The following is a 26,876-nucleotide window of genomic DNA, read 5'->3' as shown; positions in this document are numbered from 1 at the left end:
TTGGAGAAGTTCCCTTAGAAAGGAATAAATGATTTTAAAGGATTACACATTAACTAACGAGGAAGTTTATTTGAAGAACTGCTAAGAAAACAAGGAACTTCTATTGTTCCTTGTTTTCTCTTCTTCTGATTTTTAATAAAACTTGAGCAAGAATCGCCAATACAGGTAATTCAATCAATGGACCGATAATTAGAGCAAGGGCAATTAATGGTTGGTCAGGAAATGCTGTAAGAACTATAGCAAGGGCAACAGGAGAATTTCTTGCAATGATAGTCATGCTCAAGCTTACGGTATCTTGAAAATTGAATTTAAATACTTTTCCTACTGTTTGAGCTAAAATAAAATTAATAACGAAAAATAGTAGGAGAGGGATAAGCATAAGTAAAATAACTTCAAGATTATTTAACAAATAGTAGCCTTGCGATGCAAACATCGAAACAATTGCTAGACATAAAAACACAATTTGAGAGGAAGCAAAGAAAGGAATTATTTTCTTCTCTAATAATTCTTGCCTCTTCTTTAAGAAATAACGTGTAAGGCTCGCCAGTATAAATGGAACAAATAAGATTAAGACTACACTTTCTAGAATTGTTGATAATTCAAGAGTTTCCATTTTGCCTGCAAAGATGAATAAGTAGATTGGTAATAGAATAATTTGCAATATTAAATTAACAGGTAGAACAGAGGTAGAAAGTGACATATTTCCTTTTGCAATGGAAGTGAAAATTAAATACCAATCTGTACAGGGTGTTACCAATAACAAGATGAAACCTAGCCATAGAGCAGGATGTTCTGATAAGAAGATTGCACCAAATCCCCATGCTAATAAGGGTGTCCATAAAAAATTAAGAATGACATTCGTGCTTAAAAACTTTATGTTTTTAAAAGCATTTTTTAAGCCTTTTATTGGGATAGTTAAAAAGAGTCCATACAACATAAATAATAGAAATGGAATGATAAAAGATTCTGCATGTCTTTCTAAAAAAGCAAATTGTCCTAATAAGAGTCCAAGGCCAACAGCAATTAATATGATGACAGATTGAAATTTTTCAATGAGATTCATTTTTTAATTCCCCTTAGAATTAATTAGGGTAGATGTGCACAACATACCGTTACTTACAAATGTACATTATTAATTTTATATACGCATTATGAATATTGACCCCCAATTTAGAAAGGAGATAGATTTAAATTGAAAGAAGAGGAATGGGAGGCGATTAAAAATAATGATAAAAGATATGATGGTTATTTTTACTATGCTCTTTCAACCACAAAGACGTTTTGCCGTCCATCATGTACATCTAGAACCCCGAACCCAAAACATGTGAATATCTATAAAGATGTAGATTTAGCCATCAAGGAAGGGTTTAGACCGTGTACTAGATGTAAACCTTACTTAAAGGATTGGGAAGGGTATAAAGAAGCAGTTTCAAAAGAAGTCATGAAATATATTCAAGAGCATTATAGAGACAAATTTAGTCTAAAAATAATAGGAGAATCTTCACAGAAAAATCCACACTATATACATCGTAGTTTTAAAGCAATTAATGGTATAACCCCTTTAAGATATTTACATATATTACGAGTTAAGGAAGCCAAAAGATTACTGAATAATACTGAGCTATCTATCACGGATATAGCACTAGAGGTAGGATATAATGACAGTACTCAGTTTTCAGTAAAATTCAAGGAATTTACAGGTGTTTCCCCTTCAAAGTATAGAGATAAATTGTTGAACAAAAGAGTACGTTAATGAAAGAAGGTTTAACCTACTTATTTAACAATCTTTATATTAGATCTTCCGAAATAAAGCGCTTATCGTGAATGAATTAAATTTCGCAATAAAAGCCGCCCGAGAACATCTGGAGACATAATTTATATTCGAGAATCGAAAAAATCCAATTGTGCCGTCAATACGCGTCAATCCAAAAAGGATTGACGCTCTTTTTGTTGAAGTTATTGCACTAGCGGAGCAGGTTTGTGAAAGATGAGACATCTTAATTAAAGGAGCATTCCTGTTAGAAGGATTTTCGGGCACTTGAACAAAAAAGAGCCCTCTTGGTATATACGGGGTGTCAAATCGTGCACCGAATTGACCCCTAACTTAGGTAACCAAGGAGGACTCCAACATGGATTTTAAACAAAACCAGAAAATAAATCAAGTCACCGAACAAACACTCGTAGTAGGAATCGATATTGCCAAGCGGAAACACTTCGCCTTGCTTTGTCGATGACCGTGGGCGTGTGCTCCAAAAATCTTTCTCGGTATTACAGTCTGGCGACGGTTTTCAGAGATTTTATCAGCGTATTTTGGATGCCATGAAAGACTTCGGAAAAACGGAAGTCATAGTTGGGATTGAACCAACAGGGCATTACTGGCTTAACCTGGCCTATTTCCTTGAGGAACGAGGCATCCCCCTAGTCATGACCAATCCTATGCACGTCAAGCGATCAAAGGAGCTGGATGACAACCTGCCAACCAAACATGACCGTAAGGATGCACTAGTCATCGCTCGCTTGATCAAAGATGGGCGCTTCAGCTATCCTCGCATCCTAAAGGACATGGAGGCTGAACTCCGTGTGGGTTCAACATTTAGAAGCAAGTTGACAGAGGAGCTGGGAGCCGTTAAAAACATGATCATTCGCTGGCTGGACCGTTATTTCCCTGAGTTCACCCAGGTCTTTCCGTCATTCGGGAAGATGGCAATGGCTGTCCTGGAATGCACTCCATTTCCGGCTGATCTTCACCAAAAACAGCCGGATGAGGTATTGGCAATTTACCGTCAGGTGGAGGGGCTCAAATCCCCCCAACGGCCAAAAGCAGTACGACTCATTGAAGTTGCTTCTAACTCCATCGGAGTTACAGAGGGACGGGAGATGGCCCGTATAGAAATTGCCACTCTCGTTCGCCGTTACCACCAGTTGGAACAGGAGATTGAAAGCATTACGCAGCACCTGGTCGAGCTTGTTAAAACATCAGTAGAATATGAATGGCTCTCAACGGTACCTGGACTTGGAGATACGACCATTGTTGATTTACTAGCTGAAATCGGAAGCTTCTCACACTACGAAGATCCACGCCAACTCATCAAACTCGCGGGATTGACATTACGGGAAAACTCCTCCGGTCAGCACAAAGGACAAAAGAGAATCTCTAAACGGGGCAGGAGAAAGCTACGCGCCCTCCTATTCCGAGTCATGATGCCGATGGTTCGCCATAACGATGCCTTTAGAAGGCTGCATGAATATTACACAAACCGTAAGGATAATCCGTTACGCAAGAAGCAATCCATCGTGGTACTATGCGGGAAACTCTTAAAAGTTCTTCATGGGATCAGCACGAAGCACAAAGCGTTTGACGCAAAGCGAATGATGAAGGATATTCCTGGCCTCGCAGAGGCTATGTAAAGTCCTGCATCCCCTTAAACGACCTAGACAACAGGATGACACGGAGAAGCTGGCACTATATCATCCATTCGACCTTGAGTCCCTAAAGGAGCTTCGCTAGCCTCTGCCTTATGACTAGACCGAACGAAGGAATGTAGGCACTTGGATGCCCAGAGACATGGGAGGGTACGTCATCATAAGCTACGCAGAGATCCATTGTGCATCGTATACTTTGTGATCACTACTTTACCATCATTACCCAGTAGTGACCGCGTAGCGTACCCACTAATTGTAAGAGAATCACATATTTATTAAATTCTGTTAGGGTGTTTGTCGAAAAATATTTTTTTGACATCCCACCAACGGGTCAAACCGTTGATATATCAATATTTATAGAGGGAGAGTGAGTAGTTGAAAGAAAAAGTTATTGATTCTTATTTAATCCCCAAAAATTCCGAGGCATCAAAGTCTCTATTTTTTAGTTTTTTAGCACTGTTTTCCTCTAGTCATTTATATATACAACTAAATATTCTAAAAACAAAACCAAAGGATATAAATTTATTGTATAGTCTTGTTCCTTTAACAAGGATATTGAGATTTGGGGGAAATACGCTAAAAACGATAGAATGGTGTCAATGTATAAAATAAGAGCTTGGAAATACCTCCAAAGCTCTTATTTATTAGAACTTTCTACTTGTTGTGATCAATACTTATTTAGTAGCTATTACATAATTATTGAACCATTAATTCATTAGTAGGCATTGTATGTAAATCTCTTGCAGTTGTATGAGAGATAATAAAATACTTTCCTGTTTCTTTAAATGAGTAGAATGCGGTATATTCTCCGTTTTTCTTATTATTTGCTTCAATTTTTTCGTGTTGATCTTTTGATTGTCCATCTTTCCATATTTCAAATTCTACTAAGCTTGCATCATCAACAAGTTCTTCTCCCTGCGAAATGATAGCGATCAATTGAACTTCTTGGTTAACTCTTACAGATTCAGGACTTGTTTTAAATGATACCTCAACAATTTCTGGTACATCATCGTTTGTAGTATTGTGTGGATCCTGATTATTATTACAACCAATTAAAAGGAATAAAACCAAAATTATAAATGGCCACCTTCTCATATAGTCCCTCCTAATACAACAAGATTTTAATATATATTAACATATCGATAAGTTGAGAACATCCCTTGTTACTGTGTCTGTGGTGATTATGGAAATCATAAAAGTAATTACAATTGCTTTGTTTATGAAAGTAAGGAAAATGGTGCAATTATTGGGGGATGATCATGGAACAAGATGTGGAGTTTGCTTAGAATTTGCTGCTCAATCAGTCCTTGATTATCAAGGGGGAAAACGATAAAAGTAATTCATTTAAAAATCGATAATATGGATAAAAAAGGTTAAGTAGAACCAACTCTAACTCCAGAAGTATAAATAGTAATAAGCGTTGTCAATATTGGGCAGTTTTTTTGAAATAAATTTGACAATATGTGAATATATTCATATTATAATAATTAAAGTTGCCTTAGGGAAAAATATTAAGTATAAGCAAAGATTGTTTAATTGAGTAAATGAATAATACACAGTTTGTGTATGGTTTAAATAAAATAACTTGCTTGAAGGGAAGAATGATGATGGGAGTTAGACTTGCCTTTAACTTAGGTAACGGAGAATGGCTTGAGATGAGAAGGTGTGATTGCAATCAAATTTATGCTTATTTGACGAATGAAAAAGTTGATATAAGTGACCGAGAAATCGGTCAATTTGGTGAAAAGCAATTAGGTGAAGCATTATGTAATCTTCTGTATTCCTTAAACACTAAAAAAAATGAATAATATGACTTTGTCAATAGGTTATGCTTTTTTTACACTAAAAGTTGCCCTAAGGAAAAATAAAAAGCAAGGAGAAAAATATATGGATAAAACTAAAAAAATCTCTTTATATCAAGGGGAAAAAGGAAGCTTAATTAAAATCACTTCATTATTACTGGAAGGTGTTATGAGAAGGCGTTTATTAGATTTAGGTTTTGTACCAGGGGCAATAGTCGAAGTGGTTAGAAAAAGTCCATTAGGTGATCCGATCGCATTTCGTGTTAGTCAAACAACGGTTGCTTTAAGAAAAGAGGAAAGTATGAAAATTAAAGGAGAGTTGATGTAGAATGACTAATTTATATCGAATTGCTTTGGCTGGAAATCCTAATACTGGAAAGAGTACATTGTTTAATGCCTTAACTGGTCTAAGACAACATACAGGTAACTGGGCTGGTAAAACCGTTTCATTAGCTGAGGGAGCAGTAAGCCATAAAGATAAGACTTACAAAATGATTGATTTACCTGGAACTTATTCACTCTTTTCAAATTCAACAGATGAGGAAGTAGCTCGTAATTATATTGTATTTGAAAAACCAGATGTAACACTAGTCGTGCTAGATGCTACATCTTTAGAACGTAACTTTAATTTAGCATTGCAAGTGTTAGAAATGACAACCAGTGTAGTAATTTGTATCAACTTGATGGATGAAGCAGAGAAGAAAGGTATTAAAATAAATGAGCTTCTTTTAACAAAGCGACTTGGAGTACCTGTTATCAAAATATCTGCCCGTAATAAGAATGGTTTCCCAATGCTTTTAGATACAATTGATAGAATCGTCACTGGAAAAATTGAGTGTAACCCTGTACAAACATCTTATAACGAAGAGATTGAAGAAAAAATAAGTAAAATAGAATCAAAAGTTCGCAATTTAGTAGAAGATCAAATTTCATCTAGATGGTTAGCTCTAAGGTTATTGGACGGAGACGAAGCACTTCTTAATGAGTTAAATAAAAGAATGGAGTTAAAGGGTGTAACGAACGAGAAGAGAGTAAAGGAGGCATAATAATGAATATAAAAGAGCTATATATAGAGGCTCAAGAATTATCAACACCAGAATTAAGAGATGAAATTGTTTCTAATTTATATAAAAGAAGCCATCAATTGTGTAACGAAGGTGTTTCCTATACAAAAACAAAAGGGGATGTTAGAACAGAAAAATTAGACTCCATTTTTACATCTCCGATTTGGGGTTTCCCAATAATGCTTATCATGTTAGGGGCTGTTTTTTACTTAACCATTGCTGGAGCCAATATACCATCCTCCCTGCTTGCTGAATTTTTTGGATGGATAGAAGGATATTTAACAACATTTTTTCAGGCTATTCAAGCACCTGATTGGCTACACGGACTTCTCGTTTTAGGATTGTATCGGGGTTCTACATGGGTAATAAGTGTTATGCTCCCACCTATGGCGATTTTTTTCCAACTTTTGCCCTTTTAGAAAATTATGGTTACCTCCCGAGAGTCGCTTTTAATATGGACCGTTTATTTAAACATGTTGGTGCACATGGTAAGCAATCGTTGACAATGGCTATGGGGTTTGGCTGTAATGCAGCAGCTGTAATGTCTTCTAGAATCATTGAGTCTCCGAGAGAAAGAATGCTTGCGATTCTGACAAATAATTTTGTTCCATGTAATGGAAGATGGGGTACCTTAATTGTATTAGCCTCTCTATTTATGGCTGCAAACTTTACTGGTGGATTAAAATCTCTTGTCACGACAGGTGTCATTGTCGGTATTGTTATGTTTGGGATTATCGTGACATTTTTTGTATCTTGGGTTTTATCAAAAACAGCACTAAAAGGTGTTCCCACGCATTACACATTAGAATTGCCTTCATATCGTCGTCCAAAGTTTTTTGATACTGTGATTCGTGCTTCTTTAACAAAATCATGGACTGTATTAGTTAGAGCAGTAAAAGTTGCTGCTCCAGCGGCAGTATTAACATGGGTCATTGCAAATATTTACATTGGAGATACAAGTATTTTAATGCATATGGTTGGCTTCTTTGATCCTTTTGGTCAAATGTTAGGACTTGATGGTTACATTATATTAGCGTTTGTTCTTGGTTTGCCTGCTAATGAAATCGTATTACCGATTTTACTAATGGGTTATCTTTCAACTGGTTCATTAACAGAAGTGGATAGTTTGGTGGACTTAAAACAGATCTTTATTAATCAAGGTTGGACATGGATAACCGCGTTAAACATGATGTTATTTTCACTCCTTCATTATCCATGCGGTACAACGTTATTAAATATTTATAAAGAAACAAAGAGTAAAAAATGGACTTTACTTGCATTCCTAATTCCATCAGTGCTGGCCATATTAGTTCCATTTATTATTTTTCAAATAGCACAGTTGTTAGGTTGGGTTTAGTAATAAACAGAAAAACCGATGAAAAGCAGTGAATTAATAAAATTTCACTGCTTTTCATCGGTTTAAGTACTTACCTATCAGTATTTTTTTCATTAAATATTCAGCATCTGTTCCAACTCCTTGTAGAAGAGTAGAACCTCTTCTATATTGCCAAGTTAGCTCTTAAAAAATAAACCAGCTATCGATGTAACACCTCTTTGATGAATCCAGGTAATGAATTATCCCATTGATAATCCAGAATGACCTGCAACAATTATTATCACATCATATATCATCATACATTCTCCCTTAAATAAAATGATTACTGTTATAATTTCCAAACTATAGCATAAATCCTTTGTTTTATGGATAAATAGGCTAATAATATTTAATAGGTTTGAAAAAAATAATATTTATATTGCACTTATTAATTACATTTGCAATAATATATATGTACATATATTCATATAAAGGAGAGGGTTACATGGGACACTCACATAGTCATGGTCACGGTCATCATGGTCATCATCATCATACGAGTAATAATAAAACTGCTCTTAAGTGGTCTTTTCTTATTATTTCTACCTACATGGTCGTTGAAGTTATTGGTGGGATTATGACAAATAGCTTGGCATTACTCTCAGATGCAGGTCATATGTTAAGTGATGCTGCTGCATTGGGATTAAGTTTTTTAGCCCTAACATTTGGAGAAAAAGGTGCATCACTTTCTAAAACATTTGGATATAAACGTTTTGAAATACTGGCAGCATTTATCAATGGGATTACACTCCTTCTCATATCTCTTTATATCTTTTGGGAAGCATATCAAAGGATATTAAATCCACCAGAGGTTGTTAGTATGGGAATGCTGCTTGTCTCTTCCATAGGATTGGTTGTTAATATTGTGGCAGCATATATACTAATGAAAGGTGACAAGGATGAGAATTTAAATGTACGGAGTGCATTTTTACATGTGCTTGGTGATATGTTAGGATCGGTAGGGGCTATTGTAGCTGCATTACTCATTATGTTTTTTGGATGGAACTTAGCAGATCCGATTGCAAGTATCATTGTAGCAGTATTAATTATTATTAGTGGTTGGAGAGTCACGAAGGATGCTTTCCATATTTTAATGGAGGGTGTTCCAACGAATATAAACGTTGAAAACGTGAAAAATACTTTACTAATGATGGAAGAAGTCAAAGATATTCATGACTTACACATTTGGTCAATTACATCTGATTTTCCAACTTTGAGTTGTCATTTAGTCGTAGGTCCAGGAATTAGTCATCAAGATCTCCTTTCAAAAGCCAAAAAAATATTACATGATGAATTTCACTTGCATCATACGACCATCCAAATTGATGTTGAAGGATATAAATGCTCAGATGGAGACCATTGTAATTAAAAAATAACCGAGCCCTTTTAGGGTTCGGTTTAAGTATGTCTTGCATGATCTATAGTCTGTTTTAGGACGTCAATAACATGTTCGTCATCGTGGTAGTAGTACATCGACGTACCTTCTCTCCTAAATTTAACAAGTCGAACATTTTTTAAAAAACGAAGCTGGTGTGATACGGTAGATTGCAGTAATGTTAACTTATCAGCAATTTCGTTAACAGAATGTTCTCCCTTAAATAATAAATTAAGGATTCTAAGACGAGTTGGATCTGAGAGTGCTTTAAACGTTTGAGAAACAATAAATAATGTTTCTTCATCTAAATCAAAATCTGGACTGGATTTAATTTCATCTTCATTCATAAATTTAACTCCTTCTAGCTTTATATATATTATTATAGATAAGTCTAATGACATTAACAATTAATTCAATAATTGAAGAAAATAGTTTAAAGTTTATAAAATTTAACATTATAGTCCCAATTAATAAGACAACCATTATATGATGATAAAGAGTCATTAATATCCATTCTTCGGATAGTTGCTTTATTCACAATTGGATGGAAGATTATGGGGAAGTTCAGCATACAATTATGGAGAAATACCATATTAAGGTTGAAGATCATCTAATAGAAACAAAAAGTAAGCAATCAAATAACTTAAGGATATTAGTAAGATTATTTTATTTGGCTAAAGGAGTGAAATCACATGAAACGTTTTAAATTTGTTATTCCAATGACAATTGTAGTATTCGCATGGGCACTATGGATACTTGAAAAGGATCATTCAACTGTTCCGTTGTATATCCGTATATTAATTTCATTAGGTGGAGCACTAGTTTCTGGTATTTTGACTTATTTTCTAATGAGACAGGATTCGGGTAAAGTTGATGAAAAGGTAAATAATTGAATGAGATTTCGTTGAATAGATCCTCTTACTTATTATATAAAAATCTAGTTAGAAATTATTTCGTTCGAAAGCCACTGACCAATCAGTGGCTTTTTGTATTTTTTTATGTTCATTTAAGCTATTTGTAGAGAATGGTTTATTTTGGAATTATGTTTGGATCCATTCAGATTAGGATAAATGTTAAGGGATGTAATGTAATTAGGAGGTATTTATATGTCAAAAAAACATTCATCAACTCAGAACACAAGACTAGCCTTTTTTCTTAACTTAGCTTTTACAATCATTGAATTTATTGGTGGATTCCTAACTAACAGCATGGCAATTCTCTCTGATGCTACTCACGATTTAGGGGATAGTATTTCACTGGGAACAGCCTGGTATCTACAACGGCTATCAAATAAAGAAAGTGATGGAAAATACAGTTTCGGATATAAACGGTTTTCTACATTAGGAGCTTTGATAAGTGGGATCGTATTAATAATTGGATCTATTATTATTTTGACTAAATCAATTCCTCGACTATTTAACCCTTCACATCCTGATGCTCAAGGCATGCTCTGGTTAGCATTATTAGGTGTAGTATTGAATGGATTTGCAGCATGGAAACTACATAAAGGAAAATCAATGAATGAAAGTGTACTTTCGTGGCACCTACTTGAGGATTTACTGGGATGGATTGGAGTTCTTATAATTAGTGTCGTTCTCATGTTTAAAGATATTCATATACTAGATCCTATTTTATCCATAGTAATTTCCTCTTTCGTATTATACAATGTTATTCGTAAATTAATGAAAACAATGAAAGTTTTTCTAAATGCGGTACCAGAAGGGATAAATCTGGACTCCATACAGAAACAGATGATGGAGGTAGATAGAGTTAAAAAGGTTTCTCATCTTCACATTTGGTCAATTGATGGGGAGGTTAATGCAATGTCAGTTCATCTTTATTTGAGTGAAAATATGTGCAGTGATGAAAATGAGGAATTAAAGAATCAAATAAAGGATATTGTAACTGACCTAAAGGTAACACATTCTATAATCGAAACTCATTTAAAAAAGTGAGTAGAAAGGTTATCTACTCACTTTTCATTTGATTAAAAAAACATATAGCTGTCATGTAGCTAAGGAGTGCTAAAGTCAAAATTGTTAATATCATGTGAACTGAAGAAGTGAAGGGGCTTATCTGTTCTGATTTGGTTATGAACCCACCTATTGTTGTAAGGAAGGTTAAAGAAATTAAGAGTAATGCCTTCTTTTTAAAAACCTCCCATTTAAAAGTAAGAAAGACAGCATAACTTATATAAAATAAAATAAGCAACCCTAAAATCCCATGTATGAAATAAATAAGGTAAGAAAGATTGAATCTGTTCATATGAATTTGAAAAATCTGTTGGCTAAGTTCAAAATGTTTAAACAAAGCACCAATTAAGATTTCAAATAAAAGAAAGAAGAATCCTTTTAATAATGGCTGTCTGATCAAGTTAGTTTTCTTTTCAAAGGATGATACATTTAAACCAACATGAAGAAAGATTAGTGATATTAATAAGAACAAACTAAACATGACATCAAGTGTTGTAAAACCAGTAGGAGTTCCAAATAAAACATTTAATCCTCCAATCATTGACTGGATAAACAACAAAGATAATGCGAATAGAGAGAAGAGTCGAATTGTTCTATTCTTTGACTTTTTCCATGCAATTATGAAGTTAATAAGGATAACAAACCCAAGTAACATTGTGAATAAGCGATGTGAATATTCTATAATAATATGATAATTAGTAATATCAGGAATGGGTTGTCCATTGCAGAATGGATAATCTGTACCACAAGCATCTCCTGAATTAGTAGCAACGACTAAATTTCCTAATATTAGGGCTGCGATTGTTATAACAATAGTGAATAAGGAGAATGTATTCTTCATAGCTGTCCTTTCTATGTTAATATATTTACATATGTTCATATATTAGCAGATATTATTTTAATGTTCTATGAAAAATACAGAACTTCTAAATAAAAAGTACCTAGACAAACAAATAACTTTGGACTTTAAAAAAATTGACAATTTAATGAAGGATTATTAAAATCTATTGAATGGTATATGATTATATGGTCAGATTTATTATAGATTGATATGGAGGTAAAAATAATGATGAACATGTTTATAGTTACAAGTGGAACTATTTTTGTTATTTTAATTGCTTATGTTTTATTTTTGTTTTTATCTTACAGAAAAGGAAACCAAAAGTCTTCTAAGAAAAAATAATAAATTATACACTTTAGCGTTATTGATAGAATTTATAATAAAAAGGGAGTGTTCAAAATGCTATCTACTGTTATCGTTTATCTAGTATTATCTTTGTTATCTTTTGGAGTCATTTATATCTTTAAGAAAAAATCTGATAAAGAATTGAAGCAGCTTGAGGAAAAAAATAAAAACTAAAGAAAAAATACATTGGAAAAATCACTTCTTTTCAACTTATAGTTAATAAATAAAAGGTTGAGTAATAAAAAGGTGTTAGAAGGTAGGTATGTAATGAATAACTTTCATCAGAAGATTCGAGATGTCTTTCATCATTTTTGGTTTTTTTTGTTTTTAGCTATAATTTTTCTCTGGATAAAAACATTTATTATTCAATTAACACAGTTTGACTTAGGGTTAGAAAATACAATTCAGCAGTTTTTATTATTCCTAAATCCATTAGGATCTTCGATGTTTTTATTAGGATTTTCTTTCTTGTTTAAAGGAAGGAAAAAGTATTTAGGGCTTATTATTATTGACTTATTGTTAACAATTCTTTTATATGCTAATACCTTGTATTACCGTTTCTTTAACGACTTTATCACATTACCAACGTTAATGCAGACTCAGAATTTTGGAGACGTAAGCAGCAGTGTAGCTACATTAATAAAACCATATGATTTTGTATACTTTATTGATATTTTAGTTTTAATCTTATTACTCACTTTTCGATTTGTGAAAATTAAAAAAAGGGAAACTAGTAAATGGAAAGTTTCTATTTTATTTTCAGTAGCATTGGTAATATCGATGATAAACTTAATTTTAGCTGAATCCGACCGACCACAATTACTGACAAGAGGATTTGATCGAAACTATATTGTAAAATATTTAGGAATGTATAATTACACTCTCTATGATGCAGTTCAAAGTACAAGGGCATCTGCACAAAGAGTTTTAGCAGATAGTGACGAACTAACAGAAGTAATCAATTTTACAAAAGCAAATTATGCTGAGCCAAATCCTAATTATTTTGGGGCTGGAAAAGGTATGAATGTAATTTACCTACACCTTGAGTCAATACAAAACTTCCTCATAGACTACAAATTAAATGGAGAGGAAGTAACACCATTCTTAAATTCATTAACTAGTGAAGAAAATACTCTTTATTTTGATAATTTCTTTCACCAAACTGCTCAAGGTAAAACAGCAGACGCTGAATTTATGGTAGAAAACTCTTTGTATGGGTTGCCGCAGGGTTCAGCCTTTACCACAAAAGGGTTAAATACGTACCAAGCTGCTCCCGCTATTTTAGGTCAGCGAGGCTATACATCTGCTGTGTTCCATCCGAATTCGGGAACCTTTTGGAACCGAAATGAAATTTATAAATCGTTAGGGTATAACAAATTTTTTGATGAAAGCTACTATCAAATAAAAGAAGAAAATAAAGCTGATTACGGTTTAGAGGACAAGCCGTTTTTTGACCAGTCAATTCAGCTCTTGGAAACATTACCTCAACCTTTTTATACAAAATTTATAACAGTATCCCATCATTATCCTTATAATATGGATCAAGAAGAAGCTACAATCGCACCTCATACAACTGGTGATAGGTCAGTGGATAATTATTTTCAAACAGCTCGTTATGCAGATGAAGCATTAGAACAATTCTTTACGTATTTGAAGAAGTCAGGCTTATATGATAATTCCATCATTATTATGTATGGAGACCATTATGGAATTTCTCAAAACCACAACAAAGCGATGGAGAAAGTTCTCGGAAAAGAAGTAACACCATTAGAAAGTGTAGGTTTACAAAGAGTACCATTGTTTATTCGTGTTCCTGGTATCGAGGGTGGTGTTAATCATGAATTCGGTGGACAAATTGATCTTCTTCCAACTCTTCTTCATTTGCTAGGAATTGATACCAAGGATTATATCCATTTTGGTACAGATTTATTGTCTGAACAACATAATCCAATTGTTCCTTTCCGAAATGGTGATTTCGTGAGCCCGTCCATTACATTTGTTGATGGAAAATATTATGATTCTAATACGGGTACGGAACTAAAAGAAATGCAGATTGAAGAAGCTAAAAAGTTTCGAGAAAGTGTGGAAAATAAACTTTTATTATCAGATAAAGTAGTTAATGGGGATTTATTACGTTTTCACGTACCTAAAAATTTCACCCCAGTAGACCGTTCAGAATATGATTATAATTCCTTTCCAAATAATTAATCAGAACAGAAATGAAAATTAATACTAAAGGTTGCCATAGGAAGCTTCTTATGACAGTCTTTATTGAAGTTTTACCATTTGTGATAGACATTTTGTGAGCGAATTACTTCTTTGTGGGAATAGCATTACAGATCATTCACTATACAAATTACTGCACAACAGGTTTTTCTTGAACAAACGAAAAATTGACATATTGAAATTTATTAGTTAATTTAATATCATGGAAAATCAAATTGAGATATTTAAAGCATTGTCTAACAAAACAAGATTAGAAATATTGAAATGGCTGAAGGATCCTCTGGAACATTTTGATACTGAATCTAGCGATATTATAAGAAATATAAATGAAAGGGGAGGAGTAAGCGCACAGGACATCCAAGAAAAGGCAAAGATGTCGCAATCTACTATTTCACACTACTTAAAGGTGTTACAAAAAGTGGGCTTTCTAGAATCTAAACATCATGCTCAATGGACTTACTACCGAAGGAATGAGGAAATGATAAAAGAATTTGCCTCTTATATAAATAATGATTTTTAAGCTCACTGACTGTAGACAAACTCATTAAAATAGAGTTTGTCTACAGTCTTTTTTGATTTAAACTTTTATTAAAGAAAATTATTAACAAACTTAAAACTGTTCATTAAGCTAAAGAGAGTATTAAGGTCTAAAGTCGAGAACTAACTTCCCATTAAAACCTTCTATGAAGAATTAAATCTATTGGAAATCCGCTATATTTTCCTCTTATGCAAGAATTTGTTTTTGTGATGAAGGTGGAAAATTCAAGAAAGAAATTCTGTAGAATGAACTGAACCCCGAATAGTAGACACTTTAAAAAAAGTGTATCTATTCGGGGTTTTTTGTTTTTTATAGCTTAAAACCCCGTTATACTAGAGCTTATATTTAAGAAACGGGGAAACGATTTATGAGTAAGATTATTTTTAATGAACATGAACGAAGAGTTTTAGAATCCAACCCTAATGTCTCTTCTGTTTCAGATCGAGCAATTCAGTATACATCTGAGTTTAAAATTCAAGCTGTTAAAGAAAATTTAGACGGAAAAGGACCAGCTCAGATTTTTATTGAAGCTGGATTTGATTTAGAGATGATTGGAATTAAGAAAGCACAAAGTGCACTTAACCGCTGGAGAACTACATATAAAATATACGGAGAAACAGGCTTTTTAGAAGAACGTCGAGGAAAAGGAAGTACGGGTCGTCCAAGTTCTAAAGAACTTACGGCTGAGAAGAAGTTAGAGAAGGCTGAAACACGGATCAAGCTTTTGGAAGCTGAACTTGAGCTACTAAAAAAGCTCGAAGCACTAGAAAGGCAGGCGAAGAAAAGACGGTTTTAACACCACGAGAGAAGTATCAAGTCATCAACGAAGTCATTCGTCTCTATCAGTTGAAGAATTTGACAGGTTATTTGTGTGAATTAGCAAGTGTGAGTCGAAGTGGATATTATAAATGGCTCAAAAACAGTGAGAGTCAAGCACTCCGTAAGGAGCAGGACTATAGGGATTACCTCTTACTTAAGTCTATATATGATAAAGCGAAAGGAAAGATTGGATATCGAGGCTTATATATGGCTTTAGCCGATATGGTACACAAGCCTATGAATCATAAAAAAATCCTTCGATTGATGCGAAAGTATAACTTTTTTGCGAAAGTAAGACGTGCAAATCCTTACCGAAAATTGGCGAAAGCAACAGAAGTACACCGTACAGTGCCAAATCACCTAAATCGAGAGTTTGAACAGGTTGAGCCAGGAAAAGCATTGGTAACAGACATGACTTACTTACCGTACCGAGGAGGAGAAACGGCTTATTTATCCTGTGTAAAAGATGTCGCTACTAGAGAAATTGTTGCTTATGAACTCTCCACTAATTTACGAATGAACATTGTGTATAGAACTTTATCAAAGCTAAAAGAAGCATTAGATGGAAATGTGCATCCTGAGGCACTCATCCACTCAGGTCAAGGGGTTCACTATACAAATCCTGAGTACCAGAAACGAGCAAAAGAAATTGGGTTACTCCCATCCATGTCACGGCGAGGAAACTGTCTAGATAATGCACCTATGGAGTCCTTTTTCGGGCATTTAAAAGATGAAGTAGATTACAAGGAAGCACGTAACTTTAATGAATTAAAACTCATGATTGATGAGTATATAGAGTACTATAACACCAGCAGAAAGCAATGGAACCTAAAAAAGATGACTCCGGAGGCTTACCGAAGTCATCTAATCGCTGCATAAATAAATAAAATAGTATCTTCTTTTATTAAACTGTCTATTTTATAGGGTTCAGTTCAGAACGTACCCTCTTTATCATTTTAAAATTGGAAGCCTCATTACAAAATTTCACCTACATACAAAAAGTATCCATGATGATCATATAAGCTTAAAGTTTGGAAACAACTAACCAATACTTGAGGTAAATGACAAAATTTCATCAGTTCTAGAAGTGAAAGTTATTTAGGTACAATATAATTTGACGAACCAACAATTTATAAAAACTTTAAATTAAAACAATTCCATTTATTCTATTAGTTAAATAAGTCACCAAGGTTTCGCCCCAAATAGTAAGTTTACTCCAAAAAAATCAATCGTTATTACCTTACAGCCAAACTTCAGCATTGAAGAAAAAATAATCGGAATCGTCCCTTAAAAGAATACACACCTTCTGATAAATATTTAGGTAAAGAAGTCACTGTTAGCATTCCAATGAAAAATGTTCAAAAGATGTACTTAAGAGTATTTCTAACTCCTTAATTCCAGAAATAGCAAACCAAAGAACTAGAGAATTCCTAAATCTATCTTAGAGTTTAGAGAGTCCGATCTTTAACACTTCCCCACCTTTATAAGAAGATTCTACCAAAATGGAAGGGTTCATTCCAAAATAGTGAACAATTTGTGATAAATATATAACGAAAAAGTGACTAATAGTTGAACATTACATGAAACATGATTTTACTAATAAACTTATTTAAGAACGTCTGATATGATGTGATTATTGATCTTGTGTGATCTTTCACATGTTTGGTATTTTACTATGCTGATATAGGTATAAAAAGAAGCTTATGTGAAGGAAAGAAAGGAGTATTATATGAAATTAAAATGGACTATGTTCACGATTATGGTTTCCATAGCCGCATTTTTATCTGGATGTGAACCGTTAATGGTTTTAGATCCTAAAGGACCGCAGGCAGAAAGGTTAGCAAGTGACATTTTACTATCAATGGGAATTATGTTGTTTATTGTTCTTGTTGTATTTGGACTTTTAATTTATATGTTAGTAAAATACCGTGCGTCTAATATGCCGGATGACTATGAACCACCGCATATACATGGGAATAAATGGGTCGAAACAATTTGTGTAGGTATACCAATTATTATCGTTGCTTATTTATCTGTTGTTTCTGTTCAAAGTAACTATATTGTCGAGGCAAAGCCGGAAGGTTACGGAGAGAAAGAGCCTTTAGTTGTTTATGCATCATCTTCTAACTGGAAGTGGCACTTTAGTTACCCAGAAGAAAACATTGAAACAGTAAACTACCTATATATACCAACTGATCGTCCACTTGAATTTAAGTTATATTCACATGGACCGATTACAAGCTTCTGGATTCCTCAGCTTGGTGGACAGAAGTATGCAATGAATGATCACATTACAACACTTCATCTTGCAGCAGATTCACCAGGTGAATATATGGGGCGTAACTCTAATTTTAGTGGTGAAGGATTTGCAGAAAATACATTTAATGTAACAGCTATGAGTCAGAAGGAATTTGATGAGTGGGTGGATGAAGTTAAAGAAACAGCTGATCCACTGACAGAAACAGAGTTTGATGAATTGTTAGAGCCAGGTCATCTTGGTCAACTAACATATACAGGGACTCATTTAGAGTTTGCGCCACCTAACAATGGACACCACAGTAAAGAGGAAGATAAAGATTCAGCAGAATCAGCTGAAACAGAAAAATCTGATATAAATTCAGATGAAGACAATTCAGAAGGCTCTAATGACGAACAATCTGAACACATGAATCATTAATGATAAAACTCATGATTAATAACGTTAAAATAATTAATTTCCGAAAGGAGTCACAAACGAATGGATTTCTTTGATCGTTTTGCCGTACCTCATCCAAGTTTTGCGATCTATGCAGCCATGGTTGCTATTGGTTTAACTACGATTGCAATACTTGCTGGATTAACGTACTTTAAAAAATGGGGTTACTTGTGGCGTGAGTGGTTAACAACAGTTGACCATAAACGTATCGGTATTATGTATTTAATTTCTGCTTTGGTTATGTTATTCCGCGGTGGTGTAGACGCGATTATGATGCGTGCACAGCTTGCCGTTCCTGATAATACATTGCTGGATTCACAGCACTATAACGAGATTTTTACAACTCACGGGGTTGTTATGATTCTCTTTATGGCAATGCCATTTATCATGTTCTTCATGAACTTAGTTGTTCCACTGCAAATTGGAGCACGTGATGTTGCATTTCCACGTCTTAATGCATTAAGCTTCTGGTTGTTCTTTATGGGAGCTATGTTATTCAACATTTCATTCGTTGTTGGAGGATCACCTGACGCGGGTTGGACTTCCTATTTCCCACTAGCTAGTGAGGAATTCAGTAAATCTGTCGGAACGAATTATTATATGATTTCGATACAGATTGCCGGTATCGGAACCCTCCTGACGGGTATTAACTTTATTACGACGATCATGAAAATGAGAGCACCTGGTATGACATTAATGAAAATGCCGATGTTCACATGGTCTGCTCTTATTGCAAACTTAATCATTGTTTTCGCTTTCCCTGTATTAACAGTTGCACTTGCAATGGGAACGATGGATCGTTTATTTGGTACACATTTCTTTACTTTAGATAACGGTGGAATGGATATGCTTTGGGCAAACATTTTCTGGGTTTGGGGACATCCTGAAGTTTATATCTTAATTTTACCAGCATTTGGACTATACAGTGAGATTATCTCAACATTCTCCGGACGTAACCTTTATGGCTATAAGTCAATGGTATGGTCAATGGTGTTAATTTCATTGCTATCTTTCTTAGTATGGGCACATCACTTCTTTACAATGGGTCAAGGTGCGTTTACAAACAGTATTTTCTCAGTAACAACAATGATCATTGCAGTACCAACTGGCGTAAAGATCTTTAACTGGTTGCTTACGCTGAGAAAAGGTAAGATTCGAATGACTACACCAATGCTTTATTCAATGCTTTTTATTCCACTTTTCACATTAGGTGGGGTAACAGGGGTAATGCTTGCGATGTCAGCAGCTGACTACCAATACCATAATACAATGTTCTTAGTTGCTCACTTCCACAATGTTATTATTCCGGGTGTAGTGTATGCTATGCTTGCTGGATTAACATATTACTGGCCGAAAATGTTCGGCTTTATGTTGAACGAAAGAATTGGGAAATGGACAGCATGGTTACTTTCTATCGGGTTCGTCCTAGCATTTATCCCAATGTATATTACTGGTTTAGACGGTCAAGTACGTCGTAGCTTCACATATTCAGAATCAACTGGATTTGGACCATTAAATATGGTTTCATTTATCGGTGCTGGGATTATGGCAATTGGTTTTGCGTTAATTGTATATAACATCTATTACAGCATTCGTTATGCACCAAGAAATATCGGATCAGATCCATGGGATGCACGTACACTTGAGTGGGCAACACACACTCCAGTTCCAGAATATAACTTTGCTATTATACCTGAAGTAAAATCAACAGAAGCATTTTGGGATGCAAAAAAACATGGTCATGAGTTATTTAAAGGAGATATAGAAAAGATCCATATGCCAAATAATAGTGGAATGCCATTCATTATGAGCTGTGTTTTCTTTGTATGGGGCTTCTCATTAGTTTTCAGCTTATGGATTCCAGCAATTATTGCAACAATTGGCATCTTTATCTTTATGACATTACGTTCTTTTGAAAAAGATCATGGACGTTATATCTCTGTAAAAGAAATCAAAGAAACTGAATCAGATTTGCGAGGTGCTTAAGTAATGAAAATTGATAACTCGCTACCACTAGAATATAGTACTGAGGAAAACCGTTTAAAGATATTCGGATTTTGGATTTTTCTAGGTGCGGAAATTATGTTGTTTGCAACACTTTTCGCTTCTTATTTTACACTATATAATCGCACGGGTTCTGGTCCTGATGGAGCGGAGATCTTCCAGATTACCCCTGTGTTACTTGAAACAATTTTGCTTTTAACAAGTAGTTTTACAATTGGTTTAGGTATTCATGCGATGCGTCTTGGTCGAGTTAAGGCCATGATTACTTTCTTTATTGTGACACTACTTCTTGGATTGGGATTCTTAGGAATTGAGATCTTTGAATTCGCAACATATGTTCATGAAGGTGCAGGTATTGGAACGAGTGCATTTACATCTACTTTATTAACAACGCTTGGTACTCACGGTGCACACGTTACGCTTGGATTATTCTGGGGATTATTCATTGTTATTCAAATTGTAAAGCGTGGTTTAACTCCGGAGAATGCAAATAAAGCTTTTATTTTCAGCTTATACTGGCACTTCCTAGATGTTGTTTGGATCTTCATTTTCAGCTTTATCTACCTGAAAGGAATGATGTAAACATGAGAGAGTTATTTCCGATGAAACAAGTAATGGGATTTGTCTTCTCATTGGTGCTTACGGCAGTTGCACTTGGTGTTTACTTCTTCAATATGTCATTTGCATTAGGGATGACAGTCTTATTAGTAACAGCATTTTTACAAGCTGGCCTTCAGTTAGTTGTATTTATGCATGCAGGTGAAACTGAAGATAAAGCATCAATCTATACAAATATTATTTACGGAGTAGTTATTGCTTTAGTAACGGTTTTTGGTACACTATTAGCAATGGTTTGGGATATGAATTAATAAAATTAGGTATGACTCATAACGAGTCATACCTAATTTTATTATAAAAGGCATTCGGTTTGAATTTATTCCGAATGCCTTTTTGAATTCCATTTATTTTCCCGATAAATTTTTTGTGATAGAGACCCCCTCAGTCTCTAATTTACCAAATGTTTACAAGGCTATAACCAGGTAGTATCTTCTTCAAATTCATCTCAGGTAAGCAATGCCCCTTGAATTTTAGATCCACTGAAAATGCAATTTACAAGCCCCTGGAACAACAGGTGGAGTTACATGGAACAATAAGTTAGCCTCTACTATTTGAAGTGCGAGTGTCATAGCAGGAGATTGGATGCAAGTTGACCTTTATCACCTTTGTTTGCAGGTATTATATTAGAACGAATAGTTTAGTTTATAGATAATTAGATTGAAGTAATACTAAATTTAAATTTTTATCATATGTTTGAATGAACATTTAATCACTTTAATATAATTCTTTAAGGTACTGCTTTTTATGTGTAAACCTTATTATTTATTAATCCTACTAGGAGTGAATTTAATGGGGAATCCTTCATTTTTACTAAGTGGATATATATTTATAGGAACCACTTTTGGTGCATTATTGAGCTACTTAATTCTCAAGATAGAAGTTATTAAAATTCAGTATTTATACATATTATGTGGTGGAATAATTATTGGAATTCTTATATTTGATTTAATACCTCATTCAATAAATGAATACCGATTAATAAGTGTCTTATTAGGTATATTAGTTGGAGCAATTGGATGTATTATTATCCACCAGATTTTACATAATATTACATCGTATTCTGAGAGATCAAGATTATCCATATTAATTGCAATCATGTTGCATACAATCCCAATTGGGTTAGCAATAGGTTCTTCATTAACATCGGATCTAATTACTTCAACACTACTATTGACATTGCTAATTCATCAAATTCCTGAAGGAATAGTATTAATGATATCTTTTCGTAGAACGGGGAGGAAATTTGTTAGTTTCTTAGTTGCATGTCTATTATTATCACTCTTGTTTCTTGTTTCATCGTTTATAGGAGGTAAGATAGTATTCACATATAAATTAATGGGTGTTTTACTAGGGGTAGCAATCGGTTTTTTAGGGTTTACTGCAATTAAAGAATTTATAATTGATGCAAGGAAAGGAATAAGTAACGTGTTGTTTGTGATTTTATCTGTTTCAGGAGCGAGTTTTGTGTTACTTTTACATCAGTTGTTTAGTTTCCATTAGTAATAATATTTTTTAGGGTTTGTATTTAGAGTGTTGATGAGAAATACATAAAATAAATGGAAAATTTTTAAAAATAACTTTCTTATTTTTTATGTGATATTTTCAAAAAAGAAAATTAGAGGGATAATAAAATGTTTTAATTAAGGTTATAAAAGGGTTTTCAAAAAGATAACACTTAAGAATTGAACTAAACTATAAAGTATTACTGATATGCGATTTGTATCATTATCTATGTTTTATGGTTGTATTAGACTCTTTAATCCTAAAATTACAAAGTCTTTTTAACTTTGTCAATTGGGGTAGTAGTTCCTCGGTAACCAAGTAATAGTCCACCTTCTGTTGGTAACTCAATAAGATTTCATCATAAATACAATAAATAGGGAGACCTCTAAAAAAAGGGATGCAGCAACAGGCAAAACTTTTTAAATTTTTTTGGAAAAGAGGGTCTCTTAAGATGATTTCCCCTCAAGAAGAACTTTTTCGCATTACACTTTACAATATATGGAAATAGACAGGCCGTGATTTAAAACTACGAGGTCAGTAAGAGTTAAGAAATACTACTTCACAAGAAAGAAATACGAAGAAGAGGTATAAGTTGTAATAAATAAGGCTCTTATGCATTTTTATTTATATTTTGGATTAAAAAAAGCTTACTTTTATATATTTATTTTGAAAGATCATCCTATAATAATATTTATTTCATTTCACAATTTCCTGAATATAGTAAGTTATAATATTACTATATCATTAACTATTCAATAAGTAATATATACTGAATTAAGAAAGAATGTGGTTCTTGGGTATGGTAGCAATTATCTTTGCAGGGTTAGCCCCAGGTTTAGCGTTGATGATCTACTTTTATTTAAAAGATGAATCCGAGACAGAGCCGATCTCATTAGTAATAAGAATATTCATTTTAGGTGCAATGTTAGTGTTTCCAATAATGTTTGTTCAATATGTTTTAACAGAAGAACATATTTGGACATCCCCATTTGCACAAGCATTTTTATCTGCTGCTCTGTTAGAGGAATTTTTCAAATGGTTTATTTTGTATTTTACAATCTATAAACATGTTGAATTTGATCAACACTACGATGGTATTGTATATGGGGCAGCTGTATCTCTTGGGTTTGCAACGCTAGAAAATATTTTTTACTTGTTTGCAAACGGTCTTGATATAGCACTAGGAAGAGCTATCTTACCAGTTTCTAGCAGTGGATTATTTGGGGTTATCATGGGCTATTATTTAGGAAACGGGAAATTCTCCAATGATAGAGAAAACAAATGGATTTTTTACTCGCTTTTAATTCCTTTCATTTTACATGGTTTGTATGATTATATTTTAAAAAATTTTGAAAATTGGCTATTTTTTATCACGTTGTATATGACTTTTTTATGGTGGTTAAGTCTACGAAATATAAAAGTATCAAAAAGTTACGAAGGATAAGTTGTATAAAACGTTAGCGCATTAATGGGGAAACATACACACTTATATGCCAATATGGATTCCTCCAGATTGTAAATTTTGGACAAGTTGTAGGTAAGGTTCAACAGATTGTGATGAAGTGAAAAAAGATTCTCTCTCTTATAAAATGAATATTAGGTGACAAATACTCGATATTTGTTGATTCAAATATGATTATATGTTCATATTAATGCTATAGAGTTTAAATGGTAGTTTAATTGTGGACAGTTATTTTTCTCTTGTATATCAAATTTTGCCCTCCCTAATATTTTTTATTAGTGCAATTCTAATTATGTGGATGGTTTTTTATGAACTTTTAAATCACTTAAAGTTAATTAAACAGATATAAAATATGTTACTTCAACTGAGAAAAACGTTATTAGTTATAAACAGCTTTATGTATCAGATTTTATCTTTCTTTAACTTAATATAATAAATAATAGGAAAATGATACATTCTTAAAAAGTGGTCAAATAATTGAGTAAGAAATCCCTAAATAATTGAATAAAAGGATCCAATACTTATATTAAAAACATATTTTAAGAGTAACGTATCATGTGGTTACTGAAAATAATATTTGCATTGCTTTAATGTTACAAATCTTTTCTTTGGATGTAAGTAAAAATGTTAATATAAGGGCTGATATCTAATGAAAAAAGTTTTAATTTTATTTATTATTGTTAATTTCTACACTATTGTAAGACACCAGATATTTTTTTTGAATTATAATGACATATTGCTTTCCTATTTTCTAATTAGTATACCTATTTTTTTATTATTTTATTTTATAAAAAAAATACGTTATTATGTATCGGCGGACTACTAACTAGCATTAGTTCTTTAGTAATCTATTCTTATCATTTTTATTTTTTTAACTGAAAAAAGATGAATGAACATTTAGAAAGTCGATTAAATCTCCTGCATTTTTCCATTAATACTGGTGATTTAAGTTAACTATAAAAGTTTATAGATTGTTCAATGAAGTCGATGAAATTCCAAACAGTTAGTTGTAGAAAACTAGTTAGTTTGTATTTTCTGGTTCAAATTATTGTGGTCAATAGGTAGGTGAAAAAAGTGAACATAAACACTTTTAATTATAATGAGGTGGGATTAAATAGGTTTTTCGGCCCTTTAGAATCGAAAATTATGGAAATTCTTTGGGAAGGCTCTGAAATGAGTATAAGAGATGTTCAACAACGGCTTGAAATAGAAAAAGCAATAAATTTTAATACAGTTTCTACCGTTATGAATCGCTTGGTTAAAAAAGAAATACTAAAAAAAGAGTTCAAGGAAGGACGTCATTATTTAAGCCTATCAAAAAAAGAACAATTCCTTGAAGAGCAATCTAGGAAAATAACAGAAAATATAATGGATGAATTCGGAGAGTTAATTATTAACCATATACTTGAATCATTAGAAGATATAGATCAAAGTATACTGTATACACTTGAACAAAGAATTATTGAATTAAAAAGTCATTAATTGCATCTAACAAAGATTATTTTATTACGAGATAAATTAAAGTATTTTAAAACCAAAAGTATTAAAACCTTAAACACTCTTTTTCATTACTTTGAAAAAACGTAATTCATCATATATTAGTGATCTTTTGAGTTTTTATCACTCTTGTTTATTGCAAAATAGAAGTGCAGACCTTTGCAACAGAAAAATGCAGAGTCCTGCACTTATTTTAATAAGGGCATAAAAAAGACTTGCCAGTCACCCCAAGTCCCTCTAATGTAATGGTGTCGAATCAATACATGGAGGTTACGGAAGGATGCTAGCAATGTCTGATATTAATTGTATCAAAAATTTAAGAAACAACAAAGGACTATCAATCTCCCAAATACAGAAAATAGTGGGAGTTAACTGGCGTACTGCAAAGAAATACGCTGATGATGACCAGATTCCTAAAGAAACCCTCAAAGCTAGAAAAGGAATGATGTATGAGGAAAAATGGGGAGAAATGGTTGCCGATTGGTTGTTCGAAGATCAAAGATTAAAAGAAAATCTAGAAGGACAAATAAAGAGTTACATAACGAATTGATTAAATATGGATTTACTGGCTCATATAGAACTGTATGCAATTTTGTAAAAGAGTGGAAAAGCAGTCATCAAGAAGAACGTGATAAAGGACATGAAAGATTAGCGCACCCTCCGGGTGAAGCACAAGTGGATTTTGGAGTAATGGAAGCTGTTCAAGATGGGGATCTAGTAGATGTTCGAGCATTGATCATGTCTATGCCTTATAGCAACGCAGGCTTTGCAATACCTCTTCCATCTGAGAATCAAGAATGTTTTTTGCATGGATTGCAGGAACTGTTCATTCAAGCTGGTGGAGTGCCAAAGTCATTAAGAATTGACAACCTTACACCTGCAGTAAAACAAACCCGATCAAAAATGGAAGAGGCAAAACTAACAGATGAATTTATGCAATTTCAGAACCATTATGGCTTTGAAGTTCAAGTTTGTAATCCTAGAAGTGGCCATGAGAAAGGAAATGTAGAAAATAAGGTGGGCTATATTCGATATAACTTTTTCACTAAGGCACCTGTGATGAAAAGCTTTGAAGATCTAACCTTACAGTTAAAGGAAAAACTGGAGGAAGATCGTAAGAGGCTGCATTATGAGAAAGAAGTTCTAATCCAAGAGTTATGGGAGCAAGAGACCAAGTACTTACTAGCTTTGCCTGAGAAGGAATATCCAGTATTCAAAAAAGACCTGGCAAAGGTAAATAAGTACAATGAAGTGAAAATTGACAATTCCCTTATACATGTGCCACGTGCATTTAACTATAGCCAATTGCACCTACT

Annotated in this window: 25 protein-coding genes and 2 pseudogenes; 23 read left to right on the top strand and 4 right to left on the bottom strand. The window is 33.4% G+C overall.

The features are described from left to right. Positions 1–100 precede the first annotated feature (100 nt). Positions 101–1,063: an arsenic resistance protein gene (locus AC0L8O_RS26985; protein WP_251682966.1), complete on the bottom strand. Its 963-nt coding sequence runs from the start codon at positions 1,061–1,063 to the stop codon at positions 101–103. A 129-nt stretch (positions 1,064–1,192) separates the two neighbouring features. Here AC0L8O_RS26985 and AC0L8O_RS26980 point away from each other — a divergent pair, with 129 nt between their 5' ends. Together AC0L8O_RS26980 and AC0L8O_RS26975 are read left to right on the top strand one after the other, a co-directional pair. Further along, complete coding sequence (locus AC0L8O_RS26980; RefSeq protein WP_251682965.1) at positions 1,193–1,753, top strand: bifunctional transcriptional activator/DNA repair enzyme AdaA; 561 nt, start codon at positions 1,193–1,195, stop codon at positions 1,751–1,753. Between the two features lie 376 nt (positions 1,754–2,129). Beyond that, positions 2,130–3,408, top strand: a pseudogene (locus tag AC0L8O_RS26975) (IS110 family RNA-guided transposase). Positions 3,409–4,119: 711 nt separating this feature from the next. On the opposite strand, the gene AC0L8O_RS26970 reads toward AC0L8O_RS26975, so the two are convergent. Continuing rightward, positions 4,120–4,518, bottom strand: coding sequence for a FixH family protein (locus tag AC0L8O_RS26970; protein ID WP_251686042.1), 399 nt, complete (start codon positions 4,516–4,518; stop codon positions 4,120–4,122). A 60-nt stretch (positions 4,519–4,578) separates the two neighbouring features. On the opposite strand from AC0L8O_RS26970, the gene AC0L8O_RS26965 reads away from it, so the two are divergent. From AC0L8O_RS26965 to AC0L8O_RS26935, 7 genes and pseudogenes are all read left to right on the top strand, one after another. Next, a complete protein-coding gene (locus AC0L8O_RS26965; protein WP_251686078.1) occupies positions 4,579–4,680 on the top strand; it encodes a PCYCGC domain-containing protein in 102 nt (33 codons plus the stop codon). Beyond that, positions 4,643–4,756, top strand: coding sequence for a PCYCGC motif-containing (lipo)protein (locus AC0L8O_RS26960; RefSeq protein ID WP_368659689.1), 114 nt, complete (start codon positions 4,643–4,645; stop codon positions 4,754–4,756). The genes AC0L8O_RS26965 and AC0L8O_RS26960 overlap by 38 nt, the downstream gene beginning before the upstream one ends. A 268-nt stretch (positions 4,757–5,024) precedes the next feature. Further along, the gene (locus AC0L8O_RS26955) at positions 5,025–5,231 is read left to right on the top strand and encodes a hypothetical protein (protein WP_473449800.1); all 207 of its coding nucleotides are present in this window, start codon (positions 5,025–5,027) and stop codon (positions 5,229–5,231) included. Between the two features lie 79 nt (positions 5,232–5,310). Beyond that, the gene (locus AC0L8O_RS26950) at positions 5,311–5,553 is read left to right on the top strand and encodes a FeoA family protein (protein ID WP_251686044.1); all 243 of its coding nucleotides are present in this window, start codon (positions 5,311–5,313) and stop codon (positions 5,551–5,553) included. Position 5,554: 1 nt separating this feature from the next. After that, positions 5,555–6,271 carry a FeoB small GTPase domain-containing protein gene (locus AC0L8O_RS26945; protein ID WP_251686045.1) on the top strand — a complete coding sequence of 239 codons (717 nt, stop codon included), beginning with the start codon at positions 5,555–5,557 and terminating at the stop codon, positions 6,269–6,271. 2 nt (positions 6,272–6,273) lie between these two features. Next, positions 6,274–7,646, top strand: a pseudogene (locus AC0L8O_RS26940) (nucleoside recognition domain-containing protein). Positions 7,647–8,109: 463 nt separating this feature from the next. Next, a complete protein-coding gene (locus tag AC0L8O_RS26935) occupies positions 8,110–9,033 on the top strand; it encodes a cation diffusion facilitator family transporter (RefSeq protein WP_251686047.1) in 924 nt (307 codons plus the stop codon). Between the two features lie 29 nt (positions 9,034–9,062). On the opposite strand, the gene AC0L8O_RS26930 is transcribed toward AC0L8O_RS26935, so the two are convergent. Next, positions 9,063–9,386, bottom strand: coding sequence for an ArsR/SmtB family transcription factor (locus AC0L8O_RS26930; protein WP_251686048.1), 324 nt, complete (start codon positions 9,384–9,386; stop codon positions 9,063–9,065). A 345-nt stretch (positions 9,387–9,731) separates the two neighbouring features. Between AC0L8O_RS26930 and AC0L8O_RS26925 the strand changes: the two genes are divergently transcribed. Next, positions 9,732–9,932 carry a hypothetical protein gene (locus AC0L8O_RS26925; protein WP_251686049.1) on the top strand — a complete coding sequence of 67 codons (201 nt, stop codon included), beginning with the start codon at positions 9,732–9,734 and terminating at the stop codon, positions 9,930–9,932. 213 nt (positions 9,933–10,145) lie between these two features. After that, positions 10,146–10,994, top strand: a complete 849-nt coding sequence (locus AC0L8O_RS26920; protein WP_251686050.1) for a cation diffusion facilitator family transporter — start codon at positions 10,146–10,148, stop codon at positions 10,992–10,994. Positions 10,995–11,007: 13 nt separating this feature from the next. Here AC0L8O_RS26920 and AC0L8O_RS26915 read toward each other — a convergent pair whose 3' ends face one another. Then, positions 11,008–11,853, bottom strand: a complete 846-nt coding sequence (locus AC0L8O_RS26915; protein ID WP_251686051.1) for a COX15/CtaA family protein — start codon at positions 11,851–11,853, stop codon at positions 11,008–11,010. Positions 11,854–12,465: 612 nt separating this feature from the next. Between AC0L8O_RS26915 and ltaS the strand changes: the two genes are divergently transcribed. From ltaS to istA, 12 genes are all read left to right on the top strand, one after another. Continuing rightward, positions 12,466–14,406, top strand: a complete 1,941-nt coding sequence (gene ltaS / locus AC0L8O_RS26910; RefSeq protein WP_251686052.1) for a lipoteichoic acid synthase — start codon at positions 12,466–12,468, stop codon at positions 14,404–14,406. 220 nt (positions 14,407–14,626) lie between these two features. Continuing rightward, positions 14,627–14,944, top strand: a complete 318-nt coding sequence (locus tag AC0L8O_RS26905; protein ID WP_251686053.1) for an ArsR/SmtB family transcription factor — start codon at positions 14,627–14,629, stop codon at positions 14,942–14,944. Positions 14,945–15,329: 385 nt separating this feature from the next. Beyond that, a protein-coding gene (locus AC0L8O_RS26900; protein WP_473449796.1) for an IS3 family transposase occupies positions 15,330–16,660 on the top strand; the annotation gives its coding sequence in 2 pieces (ribosomal slippage) (positions 15,330–15,708 and positions 15,708–16,660; 1,332 coding nt in all). Between the two features lie 850 nt (positions 16,661–17,510). Beyond that, on the top strand, positions 17,511–18,458 hold the full coding sequence (gene qoxA, locus AC0L8O_RS26895) for a cytochrome aa3 quinol oxidase subunit II (protein WP_251686055.1): 948 nt from the start codon (positions 17,511–17,513) through the stop codon (positions 18,456–18,458). A 60-nt stretch (positions 18,459–18,518) separates the two neighbouring features. Continuing rightward, positions 18,519–20,462 carry a cytochrome aa3 quinol oxidase subunit I gene (gene qoxB, locus AC0L8O_RS26890; RefSeq protein WP_251686056.1) on the top strand — a complete coding sequence of 648 codons (1,944 nt, stop codon included), beginning with the start codon at positions 18,519–18,521 and terminating at the stop codon, positions 20,460–20,462. Between the two features lie 3 nt (positions 20,463–20,465). Further along, positions 20,466–21,062, top strand: a complete 597-nt coding sequence (gene qoxC / locus AC0L8O_RS26885) for a cytochrome aa3 quinol oxidase subunit III (RefSeq protein ID WP_251686057.1) — start codon at positions 20,466–20,468, stop codon at positions 21,060–21,062. A 2-nt stretch (positions 21,063–21,064) separates the two neighbouring features. Continuing rightward, positions 21,065–21,349: a cytochrome aa3 quinol oxidase subunit IV gene (gene qoxD, locus AC0L8O_RS26880; RefSeq protein ID WP_251686058.1), complete on the top strand. Its 285-nt coding sequence runs from the start codon at positions 21,065–21,067 to the stop codon at positions 21,347–21,349. 538 nt (positions 21,350–21,887) lie between these two features. Next, positions 21,888–22,598, top strand: coding sequence for a ZIP family metal transporter (locus AC0L8O_RS26875; RefSeq protein WP_473449793.1), 711 nt, complete (start codon positions 21,888–21,890; stop codon positions 22,596–22,598). An 802-nt stretch (positions 22,599–23,400) separates the two neighbouring features. Further along, positions 23,401–24,045 (top strand): glutamic-type intramembrane protease PrsW, encoded by a 645-nt coding sequence (prsW, locus tag AC0L8O_RS26870; protein ID WP_251686060.1) that lies wholly within the window; start codon positions 23,401–23,403, stop codon positions 24,043–24,045. Positions 24,046–25,137: 1,092 nt separating this feature from the next. Further along, positions 25,138–25,545 (top strand): BlaI/MecI/CopY family transcriptional regulator, encoded by a 408-nt coding sequence (locus AC0L8O_RS26865; protein WP_473449791.1) that lies wholly within the window; start codon positions 25,138–25,140, stop codon positions 25,543–25,545. Positions 25,546–25,849: 304 nt separating this feature from the next. Next, positions 25,850–26,110, top strand: a complete 261-nt coding sequence (locus tag AC0L8O_RS26860; RefSeq protein WP_473449789.1) for a hypothetical protein — start codon at positions 25,850–25,852, stop codon at positions 26,108–26,110. Then, positions 26,107–26,876: IS21 family transposase (gene istA, locus AC0L8O_RS26855; protein ID WP_473449787.1), on the top strand; the 770-nt coding region annotated here is incomplete at its 3' end. The genes AC0L8O_RS26860 and istA, both read left to right, overlap by 4 nt.

Source organism: Metabacillus sp. KJ11-3, from assembly GCF_055808295.1.
Note: the sequence above shows the minus strand (reverse complement) of the source record. Positions and strands in the feature narration are given on the sequence as shown.

What these genes read in the sequence shown, in the direction of transcription:
- AC0L8O_RS26985 (WP_251682966.1), bottom strand. Translation starts at nt 1,063, where the DNA reads ATGAATCTCATTGAAAAATTTCAATCTGTCATCATATTAATTGCTGTT.
- AC0L8O_RS26970 (WP_251686042.1), bottom strand. Translation starts at nt 4,518, where the DNA reads ATGAGAAGGTGGCCATTTATAATTTTGGTTTTATTCCTTTTAATTGGT.
- AC0L8O_RS26960 (WP_368659689.1), top strand. Translation starts at nt 4,643, where the DNA reads ATGAAAGTAAGGAAAATGGTGCAATTATTGGGGGATGATCATGGAACA.
- AC0L8O_RS26955 (WP_473449800.1), top strand. Translation starts at nt 5,025, where the DNA reads ATGATGATGGGAGTTAGACTTGCCTTTAACTTAGGTAACGGAGAATGG.
- AC0L8O_RS26950 (WP_251686044.1), top strand. Translation starts at nt 5,311, where the DNA reads ATGGATAAAACTAAAAAAATCTCTTTATATCAAGGGGAAAAAGGAAGC.
- AC0L8O_RS26945 (WP_251686045.1), top strand. Translation starts at nt 5,555, where the DNA reads ATGACTAATTTATATCGAATTGCTTTGGCTGGAAATCCTAATACTGGA.
- AC0L8O_RS26935 (WP_251686047.1), top strand. Translation starts at nt 8,110, where the DNA reads ATGGGACACTCACATAGTCATGGTCACGGTCATCATGGTCATCATCAT.
- AC0L8O_RS26930 (WP_251686048.1), bottom strand. Translation starts at nt 9,386, where the DNA reads ATGAATGAAGATGAAATTAAATCCAGTCCAGATTTTGATTTAGATGAA.
- AC0L8O_RS26925 (WP_251686049.1), top strand. Translation starts at nt 9,732, where the DNA reads ATGAAACGTTTTAAATTTGTTATTCCAATGACAATTGTAGTATTCGCA.
- AC0L8O_RS26920 (WP_251686050.1), top strand. Translation starts at nt 10,146, where the DNA reads ATGTCAAAAAAACATTCATCAACTCAGAACACAAGACTAGCCTTTTTT.
- AC0L8O_RS26915 (WP_251686051.1), bottom strand. Translation starts at nt 11,853, where the DNA reads ATGAAGAATACATTCTCCTTATTCACTATTGTTATAACAATCGCAGCC.
- ltaS (WP_251686052.1), top strand. Translation starts at nt 12,466, where the DNA reads ATGAATAACTTTCATCAGAAGATTCGAGATGTCTTTCATCATTTTTGG.
- AC0L8O_RS26905 (WP_251686053.1), top strand. Translation starts at nt 14,627, where the DNA reads ATGGAAAATCAAATTGAGATATTTAAAGCATTGTCTAACAAAACAAGA.
- qoxA (WP_251686055.1), top strand. Translation starts at nt 17,511, where the DNA reads ATGAAATTAAAATGGACTATGTTCACGATTATGGTTTCCATAGCCGCA.
- qoxB (WP_251686056.1), top strand. Translation starts at nt 18,519, where the DNA reads ATGGATTTCTTTGATCGTTTTGCCGTACCTCATCCAAGTTTTGCGATC.
- qoxC (WP_251686057.1), top strand. Translation starts at nt 20,466, where the DNA reads ATGAAAATTGATAACTCGCTACCACTAGAATATAGTACTGAGGAAAAC.
- qoxD (WP_251686058.1), top strand. Translation starts at nt 21,065, where the DNA reads ATGAGAGAGTTATTTCCGATGAAACAAGTAATGGGATTTGTCTTCTCA.
- AC0L8O_RS26875 (WP_473449793.1), top strand. Translation starts at nt 21,888, where the DNA reads ATGGGGAATCCTTCATTTTTACTAAGTGGATATATATTTATAGGAACC.
- prsW (WP_251686060.1), top strand. Translation starts at nt 23,401, where the DNA reads ATGGTAGCAATTATCTTTGCAGGGTTAGCCCCAGGTTTAGCGTTGATG.
- AC0L8O_RS26860 (WP_473449789.1), top strand. Translation starts at nt 25,850, where the DNA reads ATGTCTGATATTAATTGTATCAAAAATTTAAGAAACAACAAAGGACTA.